Below are 16,533 nucleotides of genomic sequence, written 5' to 3'. Positions count from 1 at the left end.
CGCACCTGGCGCCGGCTCGCGAGGGCGAACGAGGGGAGCTCGCGATGAAGGCACGAACCATCCACGCGCCGGTCCTTGCGGCGGTGACCGCGCTGTCCGGGCCCGCTGCCGCGGCGGTCCCCGTCACGATCACCCACCAGGGACGCCTCTTCGATTCGGTGGGCCAGCCCATCGACGACACGCTCGACGTGGTGTTCGCGTTCTACGACGCGCCCGACGCGCCCGTGCCCGTCTGGAGCGAGCTCCACACCATCACGTTCGACCAAGGTTATTTCTCGGTCGACCTCGGCGAGCTCGCGCCCGTCGACAAGCCGGTCTTCGACGGCGCGGCGCGCTACCTGGGGATCACCGTCGGGGACGACCCCGAGATGGTGCCCCGCGCCAAGATCGCGAGCGTTCCGTATGCGCTCCAGGCCAGCAACGTCGCGGGGGACATCACGCCGAACTCGATCTCCATCGGCGGTCGCGTCGTCATCGACAGCAGCGGCGTGTGGGTCGGCGATCCGATCGGCCTGCAGGGCGCGCCGGGGCCCGCGGGCCCTCCCGGCGCGGCCGGTCCGGCCGGTCCGGCCGGTCCGGCTGGGCCGCCTGGCGCTGCCGGGCCCCCGGGTGCGCCGGGGGCGGAGGGGCCGCAGGGACCTCCTGGTGTCATCTCGAGCACCTACGTTTCCGCCGCGGGTGCCGCCCCTCAGAAACCGCTGCAGTTCCTGGCTGCGCCCGCGACCGTGAGCGTGACCGCCTCGGGGCAGCGCGTCATCGTCGTCTCCAACAAGGCGCTCGGCGCCGCGTCGACCCCGGCGGACCAGCTCCACCTCTGGATCTGCTCTCAGCAGCTCTCGCCTCTCGGGGAGCTCAGCCCAGAAGGGACGGGCGTCTATGCGGTCCAGGTCCCGGCGCACACCCGCATCACCATGGGGCTGAGCGCAGTGCTGTCGCCTCCCCCAGGCCAGTACAACGTCGGCCTCTGCGGGAAGTCCGATAGCCCCTTCTGGACCAACAACGACTATTCGTACACCTCCGCTGTCGTCTCGATGCAGTAAGGTCGGGCTGGGCGGCCAACCTCGCGCGCCGCGAGGCGCGCGGCGCCTGCCCTCCGATCGCCACCATGCAGAAGGAGCTGATGACCCCCGCGGCGATCCTGCTCGGCAGCGTCTTCATCGCAGCAGGGCTCTACCTCGGGCTGCAGCGTCCGCCGCCACCTGCGCCTCCGTCGGCCAGCGTGGAGGCCTCGACAGCACGCGCGGGCGCGCTGCCTGCGACTGCGGGCGCGCGCGCCCCTTCGCTGCCTGTGCATCACCCTGCGTCGGCAGGGGCCTCGCCGCTGACGAGCGAGCTATACAAGCGTGTCGAGGGGGATGCCGCCAAGGAGCTCGAAGCGCGCCGGTCGCTCTTCGTGAAGCAGTGCTGGGAGCCTTCGCTCAGGAAGAATCCCGCTCCAGCGCGCGCCAGGTACATCTTCAACATGACCTTCGATGCGTCCGGGGACGAGATCGCCCGCGGCATCAGCGAAGTGCGAGGGATGGATCGTCCCGACGCGGCGCAATGCCTCCGGATGATGCCGCTGGGGCTCGTCGTGTCGCCGCCCGGAACGCGCGTCTCCGTCGAGGTCGAGATGACCCTGCCGTGAGCGCGCCGTGGCTGTGAGCGCGCCCTCACCGCGGCGGCCGCGCTGCAGCGATGCCTCTCTGCCGTTTGGTCCGCGATGGACGGTGGGCTAAGGTCACGCCGTGCCTTGGCTTGCCGAGCTCGCCCTGCACCTCTGCCGCGTGCTGCACCTGGTGGTCCTGGCGATCGCGCCCACGTCGCTCTCGCCTGAGCCGCTCCCGGCCGGCGCGCTCGCCCTCTCGGGATCGCTCTCGGCGGCCGCGCTCGCCGCGGCGCTCGGCCTGTCGGCGTGGTTCGCCGCGCGGCTCGATACACGGCTCGCCAGGAACGGCGCGGCGCTGCTGTGGATCGCGATCGCCGCGGCGCTCGCGGCCACGCTCTACTACCGCGGGCCTCGCGCGCCGCTCGCGCAGGGGGTCGTGTTCGTCGCGGTTCCCCTGTGGGCGGCGCTCGCGACCCTCGCCGCCGCCGCCGCGGAGCGCTGGCTCGGATCGAGCTTCAAGCACCGGCGCATGGGGGCCGCGATCGTCGTGATCGGCCTCGGTGTCGTCCAGCTGAACGGGGCAGCGCCCCTGCTCGGGTCGCGCGAGAGGATGTGGTGGGCAGCGCTGCGCCGCGACGGCGCACACCTGCGCGCGATCGACGAGCTCACGAGGCCGCTCCGCGAGCGGCGCAAGGTGGACGAGCTTGACGGCGTCGCGGCGCGCTGCCTGAGGATGCACCCCGCCGCCGCGCCCGCCGCGCCGGCCACGTGCGCCTGCCTCGCGCTGCGCGCCGAGGCGAGGCTGCACGCCCGCAACGCTGGCGCCGCCCTCCGCGATGCGGAGTCCGCGCGCGAGCGGTGCCCGGAGCAGAGCAGCACGCGCGCGGTCCTGGCCGAGGCGCTCGCCGTCGCCGGCCGCCCCGAGCGTGCCGAGGCCGAGGCGCGGGCCGCGCTGGAGGAGGGCGGCGACCCGTCGCGGCTCCGCTATGCGCTCGCGCTCGCGCTCGAGCGCGCGGGTCGCCTGGCCGAGGCCAGGGCCGAGGCGGATCGCGCGATCGACGCCGGTGCCGGCCGGAAGGCGCAGCTCCTTGCGGGAGCGCTCGCGATCCTGGCCGGAGATCTCGACGGGGGGAAGGCGCGCCTCACGCCGCTCGCCGAGCAGGATTCCTCGGACGCCGAGGTGCTCTACAACCTCGCGCTCATCGCCGACAAGCGCGGCGACTACAACGGCGCACGTCAAGGCTACCTCGCCGCCCTGAAGGCCGAGCCCAGGAGCGCCGATGCGCGCTACAACCTCGCGCTCCTGACGTTCCGTGCGGGCATCGCCGAGGAGTCGCGCCACCACGTCCGCAAGTTCCTCGATGCGTTCCCGGACGATCCGCGGGGCAGCCAGCTCGCGCAGACGACGGGCACGCCGCTCGACAAGACGTACACGACCGACAAGACGGACAAGGCCGACGGCGGCGGCGTGCTTCCGGGCCGGCCCGCCGAGCGGCGGTCTCTGCAGGAGCCCGCCGCCGCGAGCTCGGGTTCTCGCTAGCTTCCGCCGCGAAGCGTCGTAACCGACGCAAACGACGCAAACGACGCAAACGTCGCAAACGTCGCAAATGCAGGGCGCGGGGGATGGCGGGGCTTCTACGCCATTTCATGCTGTCGGCCCCAGTTCACTTTTGCATGGCGCGAACGTGACCCTGGACGACGACCTGTGTTATTCCAGAAGGTCTGGGAGGCTGCGTGACACCCGCCGCGGGGAACACCGTTGCCGATCGCTTTCGCCTGGTGCGTCCGCTCAGGCAAGGCGGGATGGGCTCGGTGTGGCTCGCCCAGCACCTCGGCCTCGACATCCCGTGCGCGATCAAGTTCATGAACGCGCAGGGCGTCTCCAAGGAGGTGCGGCTCCGGTTCGAGCGCGAGGCGAAGGTCGCCGCGCAGATCCGCAGCCCGCACGTCGTGCAGATCCTCGACCACGGCGTCTGGCAGGGGACGCCGTACATCGCGATGGAGTACCTCGAGGGGGAGGACCTCGACACCCGCATCCAGCGCGTGGGGCGGCTCGACCCGCACGACACCATGGCGATCACGGCGCAGGTGGCGCGCGCCCTCACCAAGGCTCACGCGAGCGGCCTGGTCCATCGCGATCTCAAGCCGGCCAACATCTTCCTCGTCCGGGACGACGACAGGGAGATCGCCAAGGTGCTCGATTTCGGCATCGCGAAGGACAGCACGCCGCAGGTCACCTCCACGACGAAGACCGGCTCGCTGCTCGGGACGCCCGCGTACATGAGCCCGGAGCAGGCGCAGGGCACCAAGAGCATCGATCACCGCTCGGATCTCTGGTCGCTCGCCGTCGTCGTGTTCGAGTGCCTCACCGGCAAGCTCCCGTTCAACAGCGAGGCGTTCGGCGATCTGCTCCTCAAGATCATGGTCAAGCCGCTGCCCGTGCCGTCGCAATTCGCCCCCGTGCCGCCTGGCTTCGACGCCTGGTGGGCCCGCGCGGCGTCGCGCGAGCCGGACGCGCGGTTCCAGAGCGCGAAGGAGTTCTGCGACGCGCTCGCGATCGCGCTCGACATCGCGAGCGAGAGCTTCGAGCCCAGGACGAGCATCGTCGGCCCGTTCCGCGTGTCCGGCGAGCGCATCTCGGTGGAGCTCGGGTTCGCGCCACGATCGAGGGAGAGCGCGGCGCTCCCCGACGCGGGGCCCGACAGCGCGGCGCCTTCGTTCGGGGACGCGGTCACGCTGATCGCCTCGGCGGACGGCGAGGCTGCGCGGACCTCGGCTGGGCCCGGCGCGACGGTGGCCTCGCCAGGCGCAGCGGTGGGCGCGTCCGCGATGTCCGGCCGCCAGATGCGGCCGCAGACCACCAGCGCGCTGGTTTCGGTGGTATCTCCTCCAGTCCGGCGGCCTGTCGTCGGACGCGCGCTCGCCGCCGCGGCGGCCGGCGCGGTCGTCCTCGTGGCCGTCGCGTTCTTCGTCCTGCGCGGCGGGAGCCCTGACGCGACGGGGCAGCCGCTCGCGCAGCCGGCTCCCACGGCTTCAGTGTCCGATGCGCCGCGGGGGCCCGACGTCGTGGCGCCGGCCACCGCCTCCGCGCAGGCGCCGGAGCCGCCCCCCTCTGTGGCCTCGACGGCTGCGGCCTCGGCGACGGCGCCCGCGGCGTCTGCGACGCCGTCCTCGGTCTCGGCGACGCCGTCCTCGGTCTCGGCGACGCCGGCGAGCGGCCCGCGTGTGCCATCGGCTCAGCCCGCTCAGGCGAAGCCGCGTTCCCCCGCGCCGCCGGGGAGCGTCCGCCGCAAGCCGAAGCCGACGGATTTCGGCATCTGACGTTCACCTGCAGCACTTCGCACGGACCTCCTTCGTATGGCTCGTCGACTAGGGATCGCTTCCTTGCTGCTCGCCCTGACCTTCACGCCCGCCGCGCTGGCTCAGGTCTCGGACGCCGATCGCGCGACCGCGCGCTCGCTCGCCGTGGAAGGGCAGGAGGCCCTCGAACGAAAGGACTTCGCGGCCGCGCTCGATCGGTTCAGCCGCGCCGACGCCATCATCCACGCGCCGACCCTGCTGCTCGGCGTAGCCCGAGCCCAGGTCGGCGTGGGCCAGTGGATCGCGGCCCAGGAGTCGTACAGCCGCATCCTCCGCGAGGGGGTGCCGGAGAAGTCGCCCGAGCAGTTCTTCGAGGCGATCGCGGCCGCTCAACGCGAGCTCGACGCGCTCGCGCCCCGGATCCCGCAGGTGCTCATCTCGGTGAGCGGGCCGGACACCGCCGCCGTCACGATCGACGATGCGCCGGTGCCGCGCGCCGCGCTCGGGGTCCGGAGGCCGGTCGATCCAGGCGACCATGTCGTCCGGGCGTCGGCCGCGGGGTTCGCTCCGATCGAGGTGAAGGTGACGCTCGCCGAGGGCGCCAGCGAGACCGTCGCGCTCCAGCTCAAGCCGGTCGCGCCGCCGCCTCCGGTCAAGCCGCGTCCACCGGTGGCGCCGCTGCCAGACCAGGGCGCTCCTGCTTCCGGTTCCGGCGGCAGCAGCCGCACGGTGCTGGCGATCGCCGCGTTCGGGCTCGGCGGCGCCGGGCTCGCGGCCGGCGCCGTCGGCGGCGTGCTCGCGTTCGGCAAGCACGGCGATCTCTCGGAGCGCTGCCCCGGCGGCCGGTGCGCCCCGTCGCTCAAGGGCGAGATCGACAGCTACCACGCGATGGGCACCCTCTCGACGATCGGGTTTGCGATCGGCGCGGTGGGCGTCGGCGCGGGGGCGTTCCTGCTGCTCACAGCGCCGAGATCGCCGCAGCGCGCCGGGATATCGATCACGCCCGTGATCGGGCTCGGCTCCGCGGGAGCGAAGGGGAGTTTCTGATGCGCCAGGCGTTCGGAATCGGCTCGATGGTCTGCGTTGCCATCATGACCGCCGCGGCATGCACCAGCGTGCTCGGGGACTTCACGGTGAGCGAAGCCAGCGCGAGCTCGGCCGGTGGATCCGATGCGTGCGCGACCGGCACGGCGGACTGCGACGGCAACCCCGACGACTGCGAGGTGAACCTGCTCGACAACCCCCAGAACTGCGGCGCTTGCGGCGCGGTGTGCCTGGACGGCGGGACGTGCAGCGCGACCGGCTGCAGCGGGGCCACGGAGATCGCGCGCGGGTTTCCCACCATCGAGGCTCCGAACGCGAACCTCCTCACCGTCTACCAGGGCGAGGTCTACTGGACCGCCGGCGAAGGCACGGACGGCAGCGTGCAAAAAGTGTCGATCCTCGGCGGAGCCGTCACGACGCTCGCCGTCGGCCAGAACGCTCCGTACGGGATCGCCGTCAACCAGCACGGCGTCTTCTGGTCCAACCTCAACGACAAGGACGTCTTGATGGTGGACCGCAACGGAGCACGCGCGCCAGAGGTTCTCTTCGACTCGGACTTCGCGACCCTCGGCGTGGCTGCGGACGACAACGCGGTGTTCTGGGCGCAGCGCGCAGCTGGCATCGGCACGCCGGGTGACGGGAGCCTCATCGGCCAGATCCTGATGCCCGGCGAATGGGCGGACGACGAGTTCCTCGAGGTCAGCAATGCTTCGCCGCACCTCATCGCGCTCGACCAAGAGCACGTGTACTGGGTCGACAGGAGCCTGCGCGGCACGGTGAACCAGACGCATCGGCAGACCCGCGACACGAAGCGGCTGGCCGACGAGCAGCCGTTTCCGTACGCCATCGCCGTGGACGACGACCACGTCTACTGGACCAACAGCCCGCGCGGGGATCACGCCAGCGAGCTGTCTGCCGTCATGAGGGCGCCGAAGGACGGCTCGGAGGACGCGGTGGTTGTCTGGACGGCCGCCGAGGATGATGACGTGGCGCATGCGTCCCCCGACTGCATCGCCGTCGATGGGCTCGATGAGTTCGTCTACTGGACCGATCAGGGGTCGCCCCGCGTGATGCGGAAGCTCAAGGACGGCACCGGCAGGGCTCGGCCGCTGTACGAGGGCGGCACCCCGCGCGGGATCGCGCTCGCAGGGGGGGTCGTGTACTGGGCGGACGAGAGCAGCGGCACGATACGCAAGCTCCCCCGCTGAGGGGCGGCGCACATGCGCCCCGCGGCGTCACGCCGCCGCTCAGCGCGGGGCCGAGCGCGGCCGGTCAGCCTGCAGCGTCGCGCACCCGATCGACGTCGACGCCCAGCCGGCCTGACGTGTCGTCGGCGGCCGAGACGACGCGCGCGCCCTGGAGGATGTCGCGCGCCATGAGCTGCGTGGAGAGGATCGCGCAGAACGCCATGTCGTCGGTGTTGCTCATCGATTTGCCGCCGGTCTTGCGGCACTTCGCGACGAGCGCCGCGACGGGCTGCGCCTGCCAGATGCCGGCGTCCTTGATGGCATCCGGCGACAGGCACGCCTCGACATAGTCCGGCGTCCCGCTCCCGAAGAAAGGCTGCACCACGGGCGCGCGGTACGGCTGCTTCTTCCGATCGAGGACGCCGGGCGGCAGGAGATCGCCCATCGCGCGCTTCAGCACGTGCTTCTCGTCGAGGGTGCGGAGCTTGAGCGCGTCCGGCAGCGCGTCCGCCACGTCCATCACGTTGGGATCGAGGAACGGGAAGCGCCCCTCGACCGAGTTCGCCATCATCATGCGCTCGCCCTGGGAGGAGAGCAGGTAGCCGGAGAGCAGCGTCGTGATCTCCAGGTACTGCGCGCGCGCGAGCGGCGTCCAGCGCATGAAGTCGCGCGGCAGCTGCTCCCTCAGGCGATCGGCCGCGGCGGTGTCGCCGATGCCCTCGCGCATCGCTGGATCGAGCATCAGCTTGATGCGGCTCGTGGCGTCCCAGCGCGGGCGGTGGGAGTAGAACGGGTCGTCCGTCTGCGCGAGGTTCCGCCCGAAGAAGGCCTTGGCCATCTCGACCTGCGCGACCGGCGACCGCTGCAGGTAGGGGTAGAGCCGGAGGAGGAGCTGCGGCCTGAGCTTGCTGTCCGGGTGGCGCGCCCAGAAGCGGCGTACCCGGTCCTCGCGGAAGATGTCGTAGCCGGCGAAGAACTCGTCGGCGCCCTCGCCCGTCAGCACCACGCGGTAGCCGCTCTGCCGGACGAGGCGCGCCAGGATGAACAGCGGCGCCGGGGCGGTGCGCAGGAGCGGGGCCTCGGCGTGGTAGACGACCTCCGGGAAGACGCCGGCGATGTCGGCGTCACCGCACTGGATCGACGCGTGCGACGTGCCGAGGTGCGCTACGGCGGCGCGCTGGTACTCGGCCTCGTCGAACTCGCGCTCGGCGAACTCGACCGAGAACGTGCGCAGCGGCACCTCGCGGTTCGAGGCGATGAGCGCCGCGACGATCGTGGAGTCGAGCCCGCCGCTCAGGTAGCTGCCGACGGGGACGTCGGCGCGCAGGCGGATCGTCGAGCCGCCGCGGACCGCCTCGCGCACGCTGGACACGAGCCCCGCCTCGTCGCCGCCGGGCGCGCGCCCGACGGGGAACTCGGGGCGGAAGCGGACCGAGACGCGCGGCGCCACGTCGCGATCGAGGTCGAGCGTCGCCACCGCGCCCGGCGGGATCTGCTGGATGCCCTCGTACGGCGTGAGCGGGGCGGTCGGCGCCCAGAACGTCAGCGCCTCGTCGAGGCCCTCGCGGGAGATCGCGCGGGGGATGGTGGGGTCCTGGAAGAGCGACTTCACCTCGCTGGCGAACCGGAGGACGCCGCGGTGGACCGTCCAGAAGAGCGGGTTGATGCCGACGCGGTCGCGCGAGAAGAACGCGCGCCTCCGCTGGACGTCCCAGATGACGAACGCCCACTGGCCGTTCAGCCGATCGACCATGGCCTCGCCGTACTCGGCGTAGGCGTGGATCAGCGCCTCGGTGTCGCTCTTGGTCCGGAAGTGATGGCCGTTCGCCGTGAGCTCCTCGCGGAGCTCGATGTAGTTGAAGATCTCGCCGTTGAAGCAGACCCAGAGCGTCTCCTCGGCGTTGGCCATCGGCTGCCAGCCGCCGTCGAGGTCGATGATCGACAGGCGCGAGTGGGCCAGCGCGACGTGGCGATCGCGGTAGATGCCGAAGCCGTCAGGGCCGCGGTGGCGGAGCGCCCGCGCCATCTTGAGGGCCAGCTCGCGGTCGGGGTTCGGCGCGTCGGTGCGTAGGTTGATGAGGCCGGCGATACCGCACATATCAGATGAGCTCGCTCTTCTTGACTTTGCCGCTCGCCGTCTTGGGGAGCGAATCCATGAACTCGACGAACTTGGGCACGGCGACCTCGTCGAGCTCGGACCGCACCTTCTTGCGGACGTCGTCGGCGGTCACCGCGGCGTCAGGGGCCTTCACCACGGCGGCCTTCACCGCGACCCCGAGCACCTGATCCGGCACGCCGACGACCGCCGCCTCGACGACGCCCGGGACCTTGCAGATCACCGACTCGACCTCGAGGGGGCTCACCTTCTCGCCGCGGGTCTTGATGATGTCGTCCTTGCGCGCGACGAAGTAGAGGTACCGGTCCTCGTCCATCTTGAAGAGGTCGCCGGTGTGGAGCACGACCTCGCCCGGGAGGGGCCCCGGCCGGAGCGCGCGTGCGGTCGCGTCGGGGTTCCTCCAGTAGCCGCGCATCACGTTCGGCCCGCGCACGACGAGCTCGCCCACCTCGCCCGGCTCCGCGTGCGTGCCGTCCTCTCGCTCGATCCAGAGCTCCTCGTTCGGCATCGCGATGCCCACGGAGGACGGCCGCTCGAGCGCCAGGGAGGGCGGCAGGTAGCAGACGCGCGTGCACTCGGTCTGGCCGTACATCGCGAAGAACGAGACGTTGGGCAAGAGCTCGCGGAGGCGAAGGAGCTGCGGCGCCGGGAGCCCGTACGCGGCGTTCGTCATGTACCGGAGCGCCGAGAGATCGGCCTTCGCGAAGTTCTTGAGCGAGAGCATCGACGCGAAGATCGTCGGCACGCCCGCGAAGCCGGTCGCCCGCTCCTCGGCCATCCGCTGGACGATGGGCCACGGCATGGAGAAGCCCTTCTCGAGCACGACGGTCCCGCCGAACGCGTGGGTCACGAGCAGCTGGAAGAGCCCGTAGGTGTGCGACAGGGGCAGCACGCAGAGGATCACGTCGTCCGCCGTGTGCTCGAGGTACGCGCCGATGGCCGCGGTGCTGTTGCGGAGGTTCTGGTGCGTCAGCATGACCCCCTTCGACTCGCCCGTGCTGCCGCTCGTCCAGCAGAGCGTCGCCAGATCGAGCTCGATCGCGCGGCGCGCAGGGGGCTCGCCGGGCGCGCCGGCCAGGGCCTCCTGGAAGTCGCGCCCGTCGGGCGGGGGCCCGGCCGCGGCCGGGGGAGCCGCGCCGCTCAGGAACGTCGCCGCCGGCCTCGCGCCGGGCGGGAGCTCGGCCACGGCGGCGAGGCTCTCGCGCATGCCGCGCGCCGCCACGAGCACGCGGGGGCCCGCGAGCTCCATCACCTGGCCGAGGCGCCGCGGTCGCATCGCGGTGCCGAGCAGCGACGGCACGCCGTCGGCCCGGAGCGCTCCGTAGTACGCGACGACCGCGTCCACGCCGTTGTCGAGCGCGACCATGACGCGATCGCCGCGCTGCACGCCCGCCTCGCGGAACAGGGCGGCGCAGCGATCGGCCAGCGCGTCCAGCTCCCGGTACGTGATCCGCCGTCCCTCGCAGACCAGCGCGACGTGGTCGGGGCGAGAGGCGGCGAACGATCGCAGCGCGGAGTCGATGAGGAAGCGATCCGAGCGCGGATCGCGACGAGCGGTGTGCTGCGTGCTCATGCGCCCCCCGGGGTTCGGGCTAGTTGCTGCTCTTCTTCCCGCTCACGTAGGTGACGAGCCTGGCGATCGAGCCGAAATTCTCCGGCACCATCTCCTCGTCGGCGACCTGGATACCGAGATCCTGCTCGAGGAACTGAACGATCTCGAGGACGGCCGTCGAGTCCAGGATCCCTTGATCGAGCAAAGCGACCTCGGACCCGAGATCGGCGGTAGCGCCCCGGTATCCGAACGAGGTGACCAGGAAGTTGCGAATCGTCGATTCGATGCTGGAAGTGCTCATGGAGGTAGTCTCCACGTCTATCACCCCCCCGGCTTTCCTGTCGAGAACACTCCGCGGAGCGACGGCCAGCGCGCAGATCGCGGCAGGACGCGGTTGCGGTCGCGGTTCATCGTTCACGTTCACGTTCACGTTCACGCACGCACGCGTCCGCGCTCGTTCGTGTGCGGTGTTCCCCGTGCCGTCCGTGTTCGAAAGCCGCCGCCAGGGCGCGCCGCGGAGGTGAGATTGGCGACTGACGATCTCGCTGTGAGCCCGTCCGCCACCGTCGTCAACGTGAGTGAATGTCAACGAGGTTTCGCGCTGTTTCCGGCGGGTTTCACGACCGGGGAACGGCGTCCCAAGCTGAGAATGCCGTTGACAGCGGCGAACGCGGTCTGACGGCGCGGCTCGTCAGGCGTGGCCCTGATCGCGGACGAGCAGCGGCTGCGCGTGGAGGTACTGCGCTACCCGACGCTTCGCTTCGATGTCCTTGAACACGCGCTCGACCTGCTGCGGCGTGATGCCGACGGCAGACGCCGCGTCCGCGGCCGGAACGTTGTTGTTGTAGGCGTACAGGCAGAGGTCCATCTTGTCGTAGGGGAGCGCGAAGTAGAACTCGTCCTGCCCCTGCGGCATCGAGAACGTGTCCGTCGTCGGCGCGCGCCTGCGGATGTCGGCAGGGACGCCGATGTACTCGGCGAGCGCGTAGACCTGGCTCTTGTACAGGTGCGCGATCGGCTTGAAGTCCGCGGCGCCGTCGCCTTGCTTGACGAAGAAGCCCTGATCGTACTCGAGCAGGTTCGGCGTGCCGGCGACGGCGTAATTGAGCCTGTCCGCGTGGTAGTACTCCATCATCTTGCGGATGCGCTGCTTGAAGTTCGTCGCGGCGACGAGCTGCAGGTACGCGTTCAGGGGCATCCGCTTCACGCGCGGCTCCTCGCCGGGCGGCTGCGCCGTCAGCTGCGAGACGTTCAGCCTGTCGCTCTCGAGGATCGAGGGGAGCGTGATCTTGAACTTCCAGCTCTCGTTGTAGTCCGGGTAGACCATCCGGATCGCCTCGTCCTGCCGCTCGTAGCAGCGGAGGCCGGTCAACGCGGGCTTGATGTTCTCGATGACCGCCTCGATGCCGAGCCCCTCGGCGAGCAACTTGCCGAGGCGGAGCGCGTCATCGGAGGTGTCGCGCTCGGGCATGAAGATGCCCAGCACCTTGTCCTTGCCGAGCGCGCGGACGCACAGCGTCGAGACGACGGAGCTGTCGATCCCGCCCGAGATCCCGACCACGGCCCCGCGCCGCCGCAGCGTACCGAACACCTGATCCCGGATGGCCTGCTCGATCTCTTGCGCTACCGCCGGGGCATCGATCCTGAGGACGTCTCGCGAAAACATGGTTGGCTCCACCCTTTCAAAAAGATGGACCAGCCTATTAAAACGAGGCGCAACAGGGAACCCTGTTCGCTGCCAGCGGGCGTATGCCAGGGGGGAGCCGCGCGCGTTGGCCGCGTCTTTCATGGTTCCGTGGGTTTCATGGGCCAGGGCGTCCGTCTACCCCGGCTGCGCCGCCGCGCCCGGAGGGCCGGGGCGATCGTCAGGGCGCGGGCCGTGGCTCGCCGGTCGCGGAGAACTCGTTGGCCTCCGCGGCCAGGATCCAGAGCACGGCCATCCTGACCGCGACGCCGGCCTCGACCTGGTCGAGGATCACGCTCTGTGCGCCGTCCGCGACGCGCGGATCGATCTCCACGCCGCGGTTCATCGGCCCCGGGTGCATCACGATCGCGTCTGGCTTGGCGAGCGCGAGCCGGGCTGGGTTCAGCCCGAACGTGCGGCTGTACTCGCGCGTGCTGGGCAGGAAGCTGCCGCTCAGCCGCTCGCGCTGCACGCGCAGCATCATCACCACGTCGGCCCCTTCGAGGGCGGGCTCGATCCGATCGTAGACCGTCGCGCCGAGCGACTCACCCGCGATCGGCAGGAGCGTGCGCGGGCCGGCGAAGCGGACCCGCGCGCCCATCGTCGTGAGCAGGTGCGCGTTCGAGCGGGCCACGCGGCTGTGGACGATGTCGCCGCAGATGGCGACCTCCAGCCCTTCGAGTCGTCCCTTGGCGCGCCGGATCGTGAACGCGTCGAGCAGCGCCTGCGTCGGGTGCTCGTGCGTGCCGTCCCCCGCGTTGACGACCGCGGCGCGCGTGTGCGCGGCGACGTGGTGCGGCGCGCCCGACGCGGCGTGCCGGATGACCAGCACGTCCGGCTGCATCGCCTGGAGGTTCTGCACCGTGTCGAGCAGCGATTCCCCCTTGACCGCGCTCGAGGTGGAGACGCTGATGTTGATGACGTCGGCGCTGAGCCGCTTGCCCGCGAGCTCGAACGACGTCCGCGTGCGCGTCGACGGCTCGTAGAAGAGGTTCACGACCGTCTTGCCGCGGAGCGTGGGCACCTTGCGCACGCTCCGCCGGGAGACGTCGAAGAGCGACTCGGCGGCGTCCAGGAGGGCCACGATCTCGGTACGCGAGAGACCCTCGATGCCGAGCAGGTGTCGGTGCGGGTAGATCCTCCTCATGCGCTGGCTTACGTTCCTTCCGGTGGCGGGGGGGGCTCCGAGAGCTTTGTGCCGGCGGCGGTGACGAGAGCCCAGAGCTCGCCCGCGCGCTCCACGACGTCGATGCGCTGCCCGGGGGCGAGCTCGACCGCGCGGACGATGTAGTCGGGGTGAATCGGCAACTCCCTGCCGCCGCGATCGACGAGCGCGACGAGCTCGATCCGCTGCGGTCGCCCGTAGTCGAGCACCGCGTCGAGCGCCGCGCGGATGGTGCGACCGGTGTAGATGACGTCGTCGATCAGCACGATGCGCCGGCCGTCGACGGGGAAGGAGATGTGGCTTGGGCCGATGCGCGGGTTCGGCAGGGCGGTCGCGGCGTCGTCGCGGTAGAGCGTGATGTCGACGGCGCCGACCGGCGGCGCGTGCCCCTCGATCTCGAGGAGCAGCGCGGCCAGCCGCTTGGCCAGCGGCTCACCGCCCCGCCGGATCCCGATGAGCGCCAGATCTTCCACGCCGCGGCCGCGCTCGGCGATCTGGAGCGCGATGCGCCGCAGGCCGCGCCCGATGGCGGCCGGGTCGAGCAGAGCTTCCATGGCGCGGCGAGGGCTAGCACGGCGAGCGCCCTGCACCCAAGGCCCGCGTGCGCTGTCCGCCGGATCGCCCGCGCGCCCGAGGGCGCGCGGGCGATCCGGCCGTGCTGAGGAGGAGGAGCGCCGTCGGCGCGGCGTCGCGGCAGCGGCGCGGAGGCGCGGGCGGCCTCAGTCGGGCTGGTGCAGGACCCGCTGGGTGCGCTCGACGAAGTAGAACCGCTCGAAGCCCGCGCGCTGGAACGTGAGCGCGCCGAACCCGTTGACGGCGATCGCGGCCGCGCCGAGGGCGTAGAACGGCGCGCCGAAGCGGCGGCCGGAGACGGCGATCATCGCGAAGAGAAACGGGGCGAAATCGTTGGAGAAGCGGTAGCCGAACTGGAGCCAGCCGGTGTTCTGGTAGAGGAGGCTCGGCAGCGCGACCGCGGACACCGTGGCGGCGAGCGCCCAGAACGGGGGCGGCGTGCGTCGGGGCCAGAGGGCCCACGCGTAGATCGGCGTGGTCACCCAGAGCGCGAGCCCGTGGGCGTTGATCTGGAAGGGGGCGCCCTGCACGTGGGTGTACGGCAGGCCGGTGAGCACCACCGCGAGGTTGCGCGGCAGGTAGTGGTACGAGAAGAGCCCCCACTTCTCGATCCGCGCGCGCCACGCGATGTGGAGGTACCGGTGGCCGAACTCGGCCGCGTCGCCGAAGCGCGCGTGGTTGTGCCAGAGCAGCGCCGAGAGCACGAGCGCCGCCGGCGCGGCGAACAGGGCGAGCCGGCGCAGGAGGGCGCGCGGGTCCGAGCGGTCCACGCGGAGCGCCTCGAACAAGAACAGCGGCAGGGCGAAGCCGAGCGGCGTGCGGGTCGCGAAGCCGAGGCCCAGGGCGAGGCCCGCCGCGAGCGGATGGGCGGCTTCGAGCGCGCAGTAGAGATAGACGCACGCCAGCGCGACGCCGACGACGTGCGCCGCGAACCACACCGTCCCTTGCACCGCGCTGAACCAGTAGACGCTCCCGAGCGCGAAGAGCAGCGAGAGCGCGACGTTCTCGGCCTGCGTGCGGTGGCTGCGGCGCGAGGCCGAGAGCTTCTCCAGCGCGAGGAAGAGGACAGCGGGCCCGACGCCGGCGAAGGCCAGGAAGAACTGCCCGTCGCGCACGCGCTCCGCGCTGCCGGCGAGCTTGACGAGCGGCGCGATGAGGACCGCGGGGAAGGGGGGGAAGCTGACGTAGTAGCGGTCGCCGAACACGGCGAAGTCGTTGCCGCCCGCGTGCGCCGGCGGCGGTCCGCCGAGATCGAGGCGGCCGTGGAGCCACGCCTCCGCGAGCAGCGCGTAGTGGTTGTAGGGCGTGTGAGCCGCGAAGATCTCGCGGGAGGAGCTCGCGGCGTACACGAGCGTCACGAGCGCGTAGAGGGCGATCGCGACCGCTGCGCGGCGGCCTGCGCGCCGTGCTTCCCCTGAAGGTTCCGGCCGCCGATCGGCGGCGCCCGCGGCGCGGGCCTCGGGCGTGGCGCTACGGTCCATGCGCGGGCGACGCTACCATGCAGCCTGATGTGACGGCGGCCGCCGGTCGTTCTTGCGAGCCAACGCACCCCGCGCTAAACGCTCCGCTTTCACTGGCCCGGAACCCCATGTCCCAGTTTGCCGTCTCTGCCAATGACATCGACATCTCCGGTATTTCGCTGGACATGCCGCTGCCGCTCGACTGGATGAACGCGGCGCTCGCTGACGCCGACGTCACCGGGCGCGCGCCAGGCCACCTCTCGGCCCGCCTCTCGCGGACGGGGAACGAGATCGTCGTGCGCGGCCGCGTCAAGGCGCCCGTCGCCACGCCCTGCGCGCGGTGCCTTGCCCCTGCCTCGCTGGACGTTGACGCCGAGCTCTCGCTCCTCTTGCGTCCTGCCCCGAAGGCGGACGGCCACGGTCACGGCCACCGGCGGGACGACGCTGCCCGCAACGGCGCGGCGAAGCCTGGGGCGAGCAAGGTCAAGGAGGCCGAGTACGAGTTCACGGCGGACGAGGCCGACGTCGACACGTACGACGGCGAGACGGTCGAGCTCGATCCGTTCATCCGCGAGGCCATTCTCCTCGAGATGCCGAACTTCCCCTTGTGCTCGGAAGCTTGCCCGGGTATCGGTCCTGCCGCGTCCCGAGAGGACCGCGAAGGCGGCTCCTCGGCCCTCGTCCGCGGGGCGGCGGAGGAGGATGAGGCCGCTCCAGGCCTCGACCCGCGGCTCGCGCCGCTCAGCGCGCTCCGAGAGAAGCTTGGACAGAAGCCCAGCGGCTCTGACAGGCGCGCGCAACCTGCATCGCCCCCCCCGGCCAAGGCCGGGACACCGAAGAAGAAGACCAAGAAGGAGTAGTTCC

The 16,533-nt window shown here is 71.4% G+C and carries 14 protein-coding genes; 7 read left to right on the top strand and 7 right to left on the bottom strand.

The window, feature by feature from the left end:
- Nucleotides 1-44: 44 nt before the first annotated feature.
- From WMF12_RS20380 to WMF12_RS20355, 6 genes are all read left to right on the top strand, one after another.
- Entirely contained in the window at nt 45-1,040 is a 996-nt protein-coding gene (locus tag WMF12_RS20380) for a collagen-like protein (protein ID WP_437873193.1), read from the top strand.
- Nucleotides 1,041-1,105: 65 nt separating this feature from the next.
- Nucleotides 1,106-1,627 (top strand): hypothetical protein, encoded by a 522-nt coding sequence (locus tag WMF12_RS20375; protein WP_437873192.1) that lies wholly within the window; start codon nt 1,106-1,108, stop codon nt 1,625-1,627.
- Nucleotides 1,628-1,727: 100 nt separating this feature from the next.
- Nucleotides 1,728-3,128 (top strand): tetratricopeptide repeat protein, encoded by a 1,401-nt coding sequence (locus tag WMF12_RS20370; protein ID WP_437873191.1) that lies wholly within the window; start codon nt 1,728-1,730, stop codon nt 3,126-3,128.
- Between the two features lie 194 nt (nt 3,129-3,322).
- Nucleotides 3,323-4,909: a protein kinase domain-containing protein gene (locus WMF12_RS20365; protein ID WP_437873190.1), complete on the top strand. Its 1,587-nt coding sequence runs from the start codon at nt 3,323-3,325 to the stop codon at nt 4,907-4,909.
- Between the two features lie 63 nt (nt 4,910-4,972).
- Complete coding sequence (locus WMF12_RS20360; RefSeq protein WP_437873189.1) at nt 4,973-5,935, top strand: hypothetical protein; 963 nt, start codon at nt 4,973-4,975, stop codon at nt 5,933-5,935.
- A complete protein-coding gene (locus WMF12_RS20355) occupies nt 5,935-7,140 on the top strand; it encodes a lipoprotein receptor (RefSeq protein WP_437873188.1) in 1,206 nt (401 codons plus the stop codon). Before WMF12_RS20360 ends, WMF12_RS20355 begins: the two co-directional genes overlap by 1 nt.
- A 64-nt stretch (nt 7,141-7,204) precedes the next feature.
- Here WMF12_RS20355 and asnB read toward each other — a convergent pair whose 3' ends face one another.
- The 7 genes from asnB to WMF12_RS20320 form a co-directional block, all read right to left on the bottom strand.
- Nucleotides 7,205-9,217 (bottom strand): asparagine synthase (glutamine-hydrolyzing), encoded by a 2,013-nt coding sequence (asnB, locus tag WMF12_RS20350; protein ID WP_437873187.1) that lies wholly within the window; start codon nt 9,215-9,217, stop codon nt 7,205-7,207.
- Nucleotide 9,218: 1 nt separating this feature from the next.
- Nucleotides 9,219-10,808: a class I adenylate-forming enzyme family protein gene (locus tag WMF12_RS20345; RefSeq protein WP_437873186.1), complete on the bottom strand. Its 1,590-nt coding sequence runs from the start codon at nt 10,806-10,808 to the stop codon at nt 9,219-9,221.
- A gap of 19 nt (nt 10,809-10,827) precedes the next feature.
- Nucleotides 10,828-11,088 (bottom strand): acyl carrier protein, encoded by a 261-nt coding sequence (locus WMF12_RS20340; protein ID WP_012236454.1) that lies wholly within the window; start codon nt 11,086-11,088, stop codon nt 10,828-10,830.
- A gap of 390 nt (nt 11,089-11,478) precedes the next feature.
- A complete protein-coding gene (nadE, locus tag WMF12_RS20335) occupies nt 11,479-12,453 on the bottom strand; it encodes an NAD(+) synthase (RefSeq protein WP_012236453.1) in 975 nt (324 codons plus the stop codon).
- A gap of 199 nt (nt 12,454-12,652) precedes the next feature.
- Entirely contained in the window at nt 12,653-13,618 is a 966-nt protein-coding gene (locus tag WMF12_RS20330; protein ID WP_272099608.1) for an aspartate carbamoyltransferase catalytic subunit, read from the bottom strand.
- A gap of 8 nt (nt 13,619-13,626) precedes the next feature.
- Nucleotides 13,627-14,190, bottom strand: coding sequence for a bifunctional pyr operon transcriptional regulator/uracil phosphoribosyltransferase PyrR (gene pyrR / locus WMF12_RS20325; RefSeq protein WP_012236451.1), 564 nt, complete (start codon nt 14,188-14,190; stop codon nt 13,627-13,629).
- 165 nt (nt 14,191-14,355) lie between these two features.
- Nucleotides 14,356-15,690, bottom strand: a complete 1,335-nt coding sequence (locus tag WMF12_RS20320) for a hypothetical protein (protein WP_437873185.1) — start codon at nt 15,688-15,690, stop codon at nt 14,356-14,358.
- A gap of 107 nt (nt 15,691-15,797) precedes the next feature.
- Between WMF12_RS20320 and WMF12_RS20315 the strand changes: the two genes are divergently transcribed.
- Complete coding sequence (locus tag WMF12_RS20315) at nt 15,798-16,529, top strand: YceD family protein (RefSeq protein WP_437873184.1); 732 nt, start codon at nt 15,798-15,800, stop codon at nt 16,527-16,529.
- The last annotated feature ends 4 nt before the right edge of the window (nt 16,530-16,533 follow it).

It is taken from the genome of Sorangium sp. So ce363 (assembly GCF_051520435.1).
GTDB classification, from domain to species: Bacteria; Myxococcota_A; Polyangia; order Polyangiales; family Polyangiaceae; genus Sorangium; species Sorangium cellulosum_B.
This window is presented reverse-complemented; position numbering and strand designations above follow the sequence as displayed.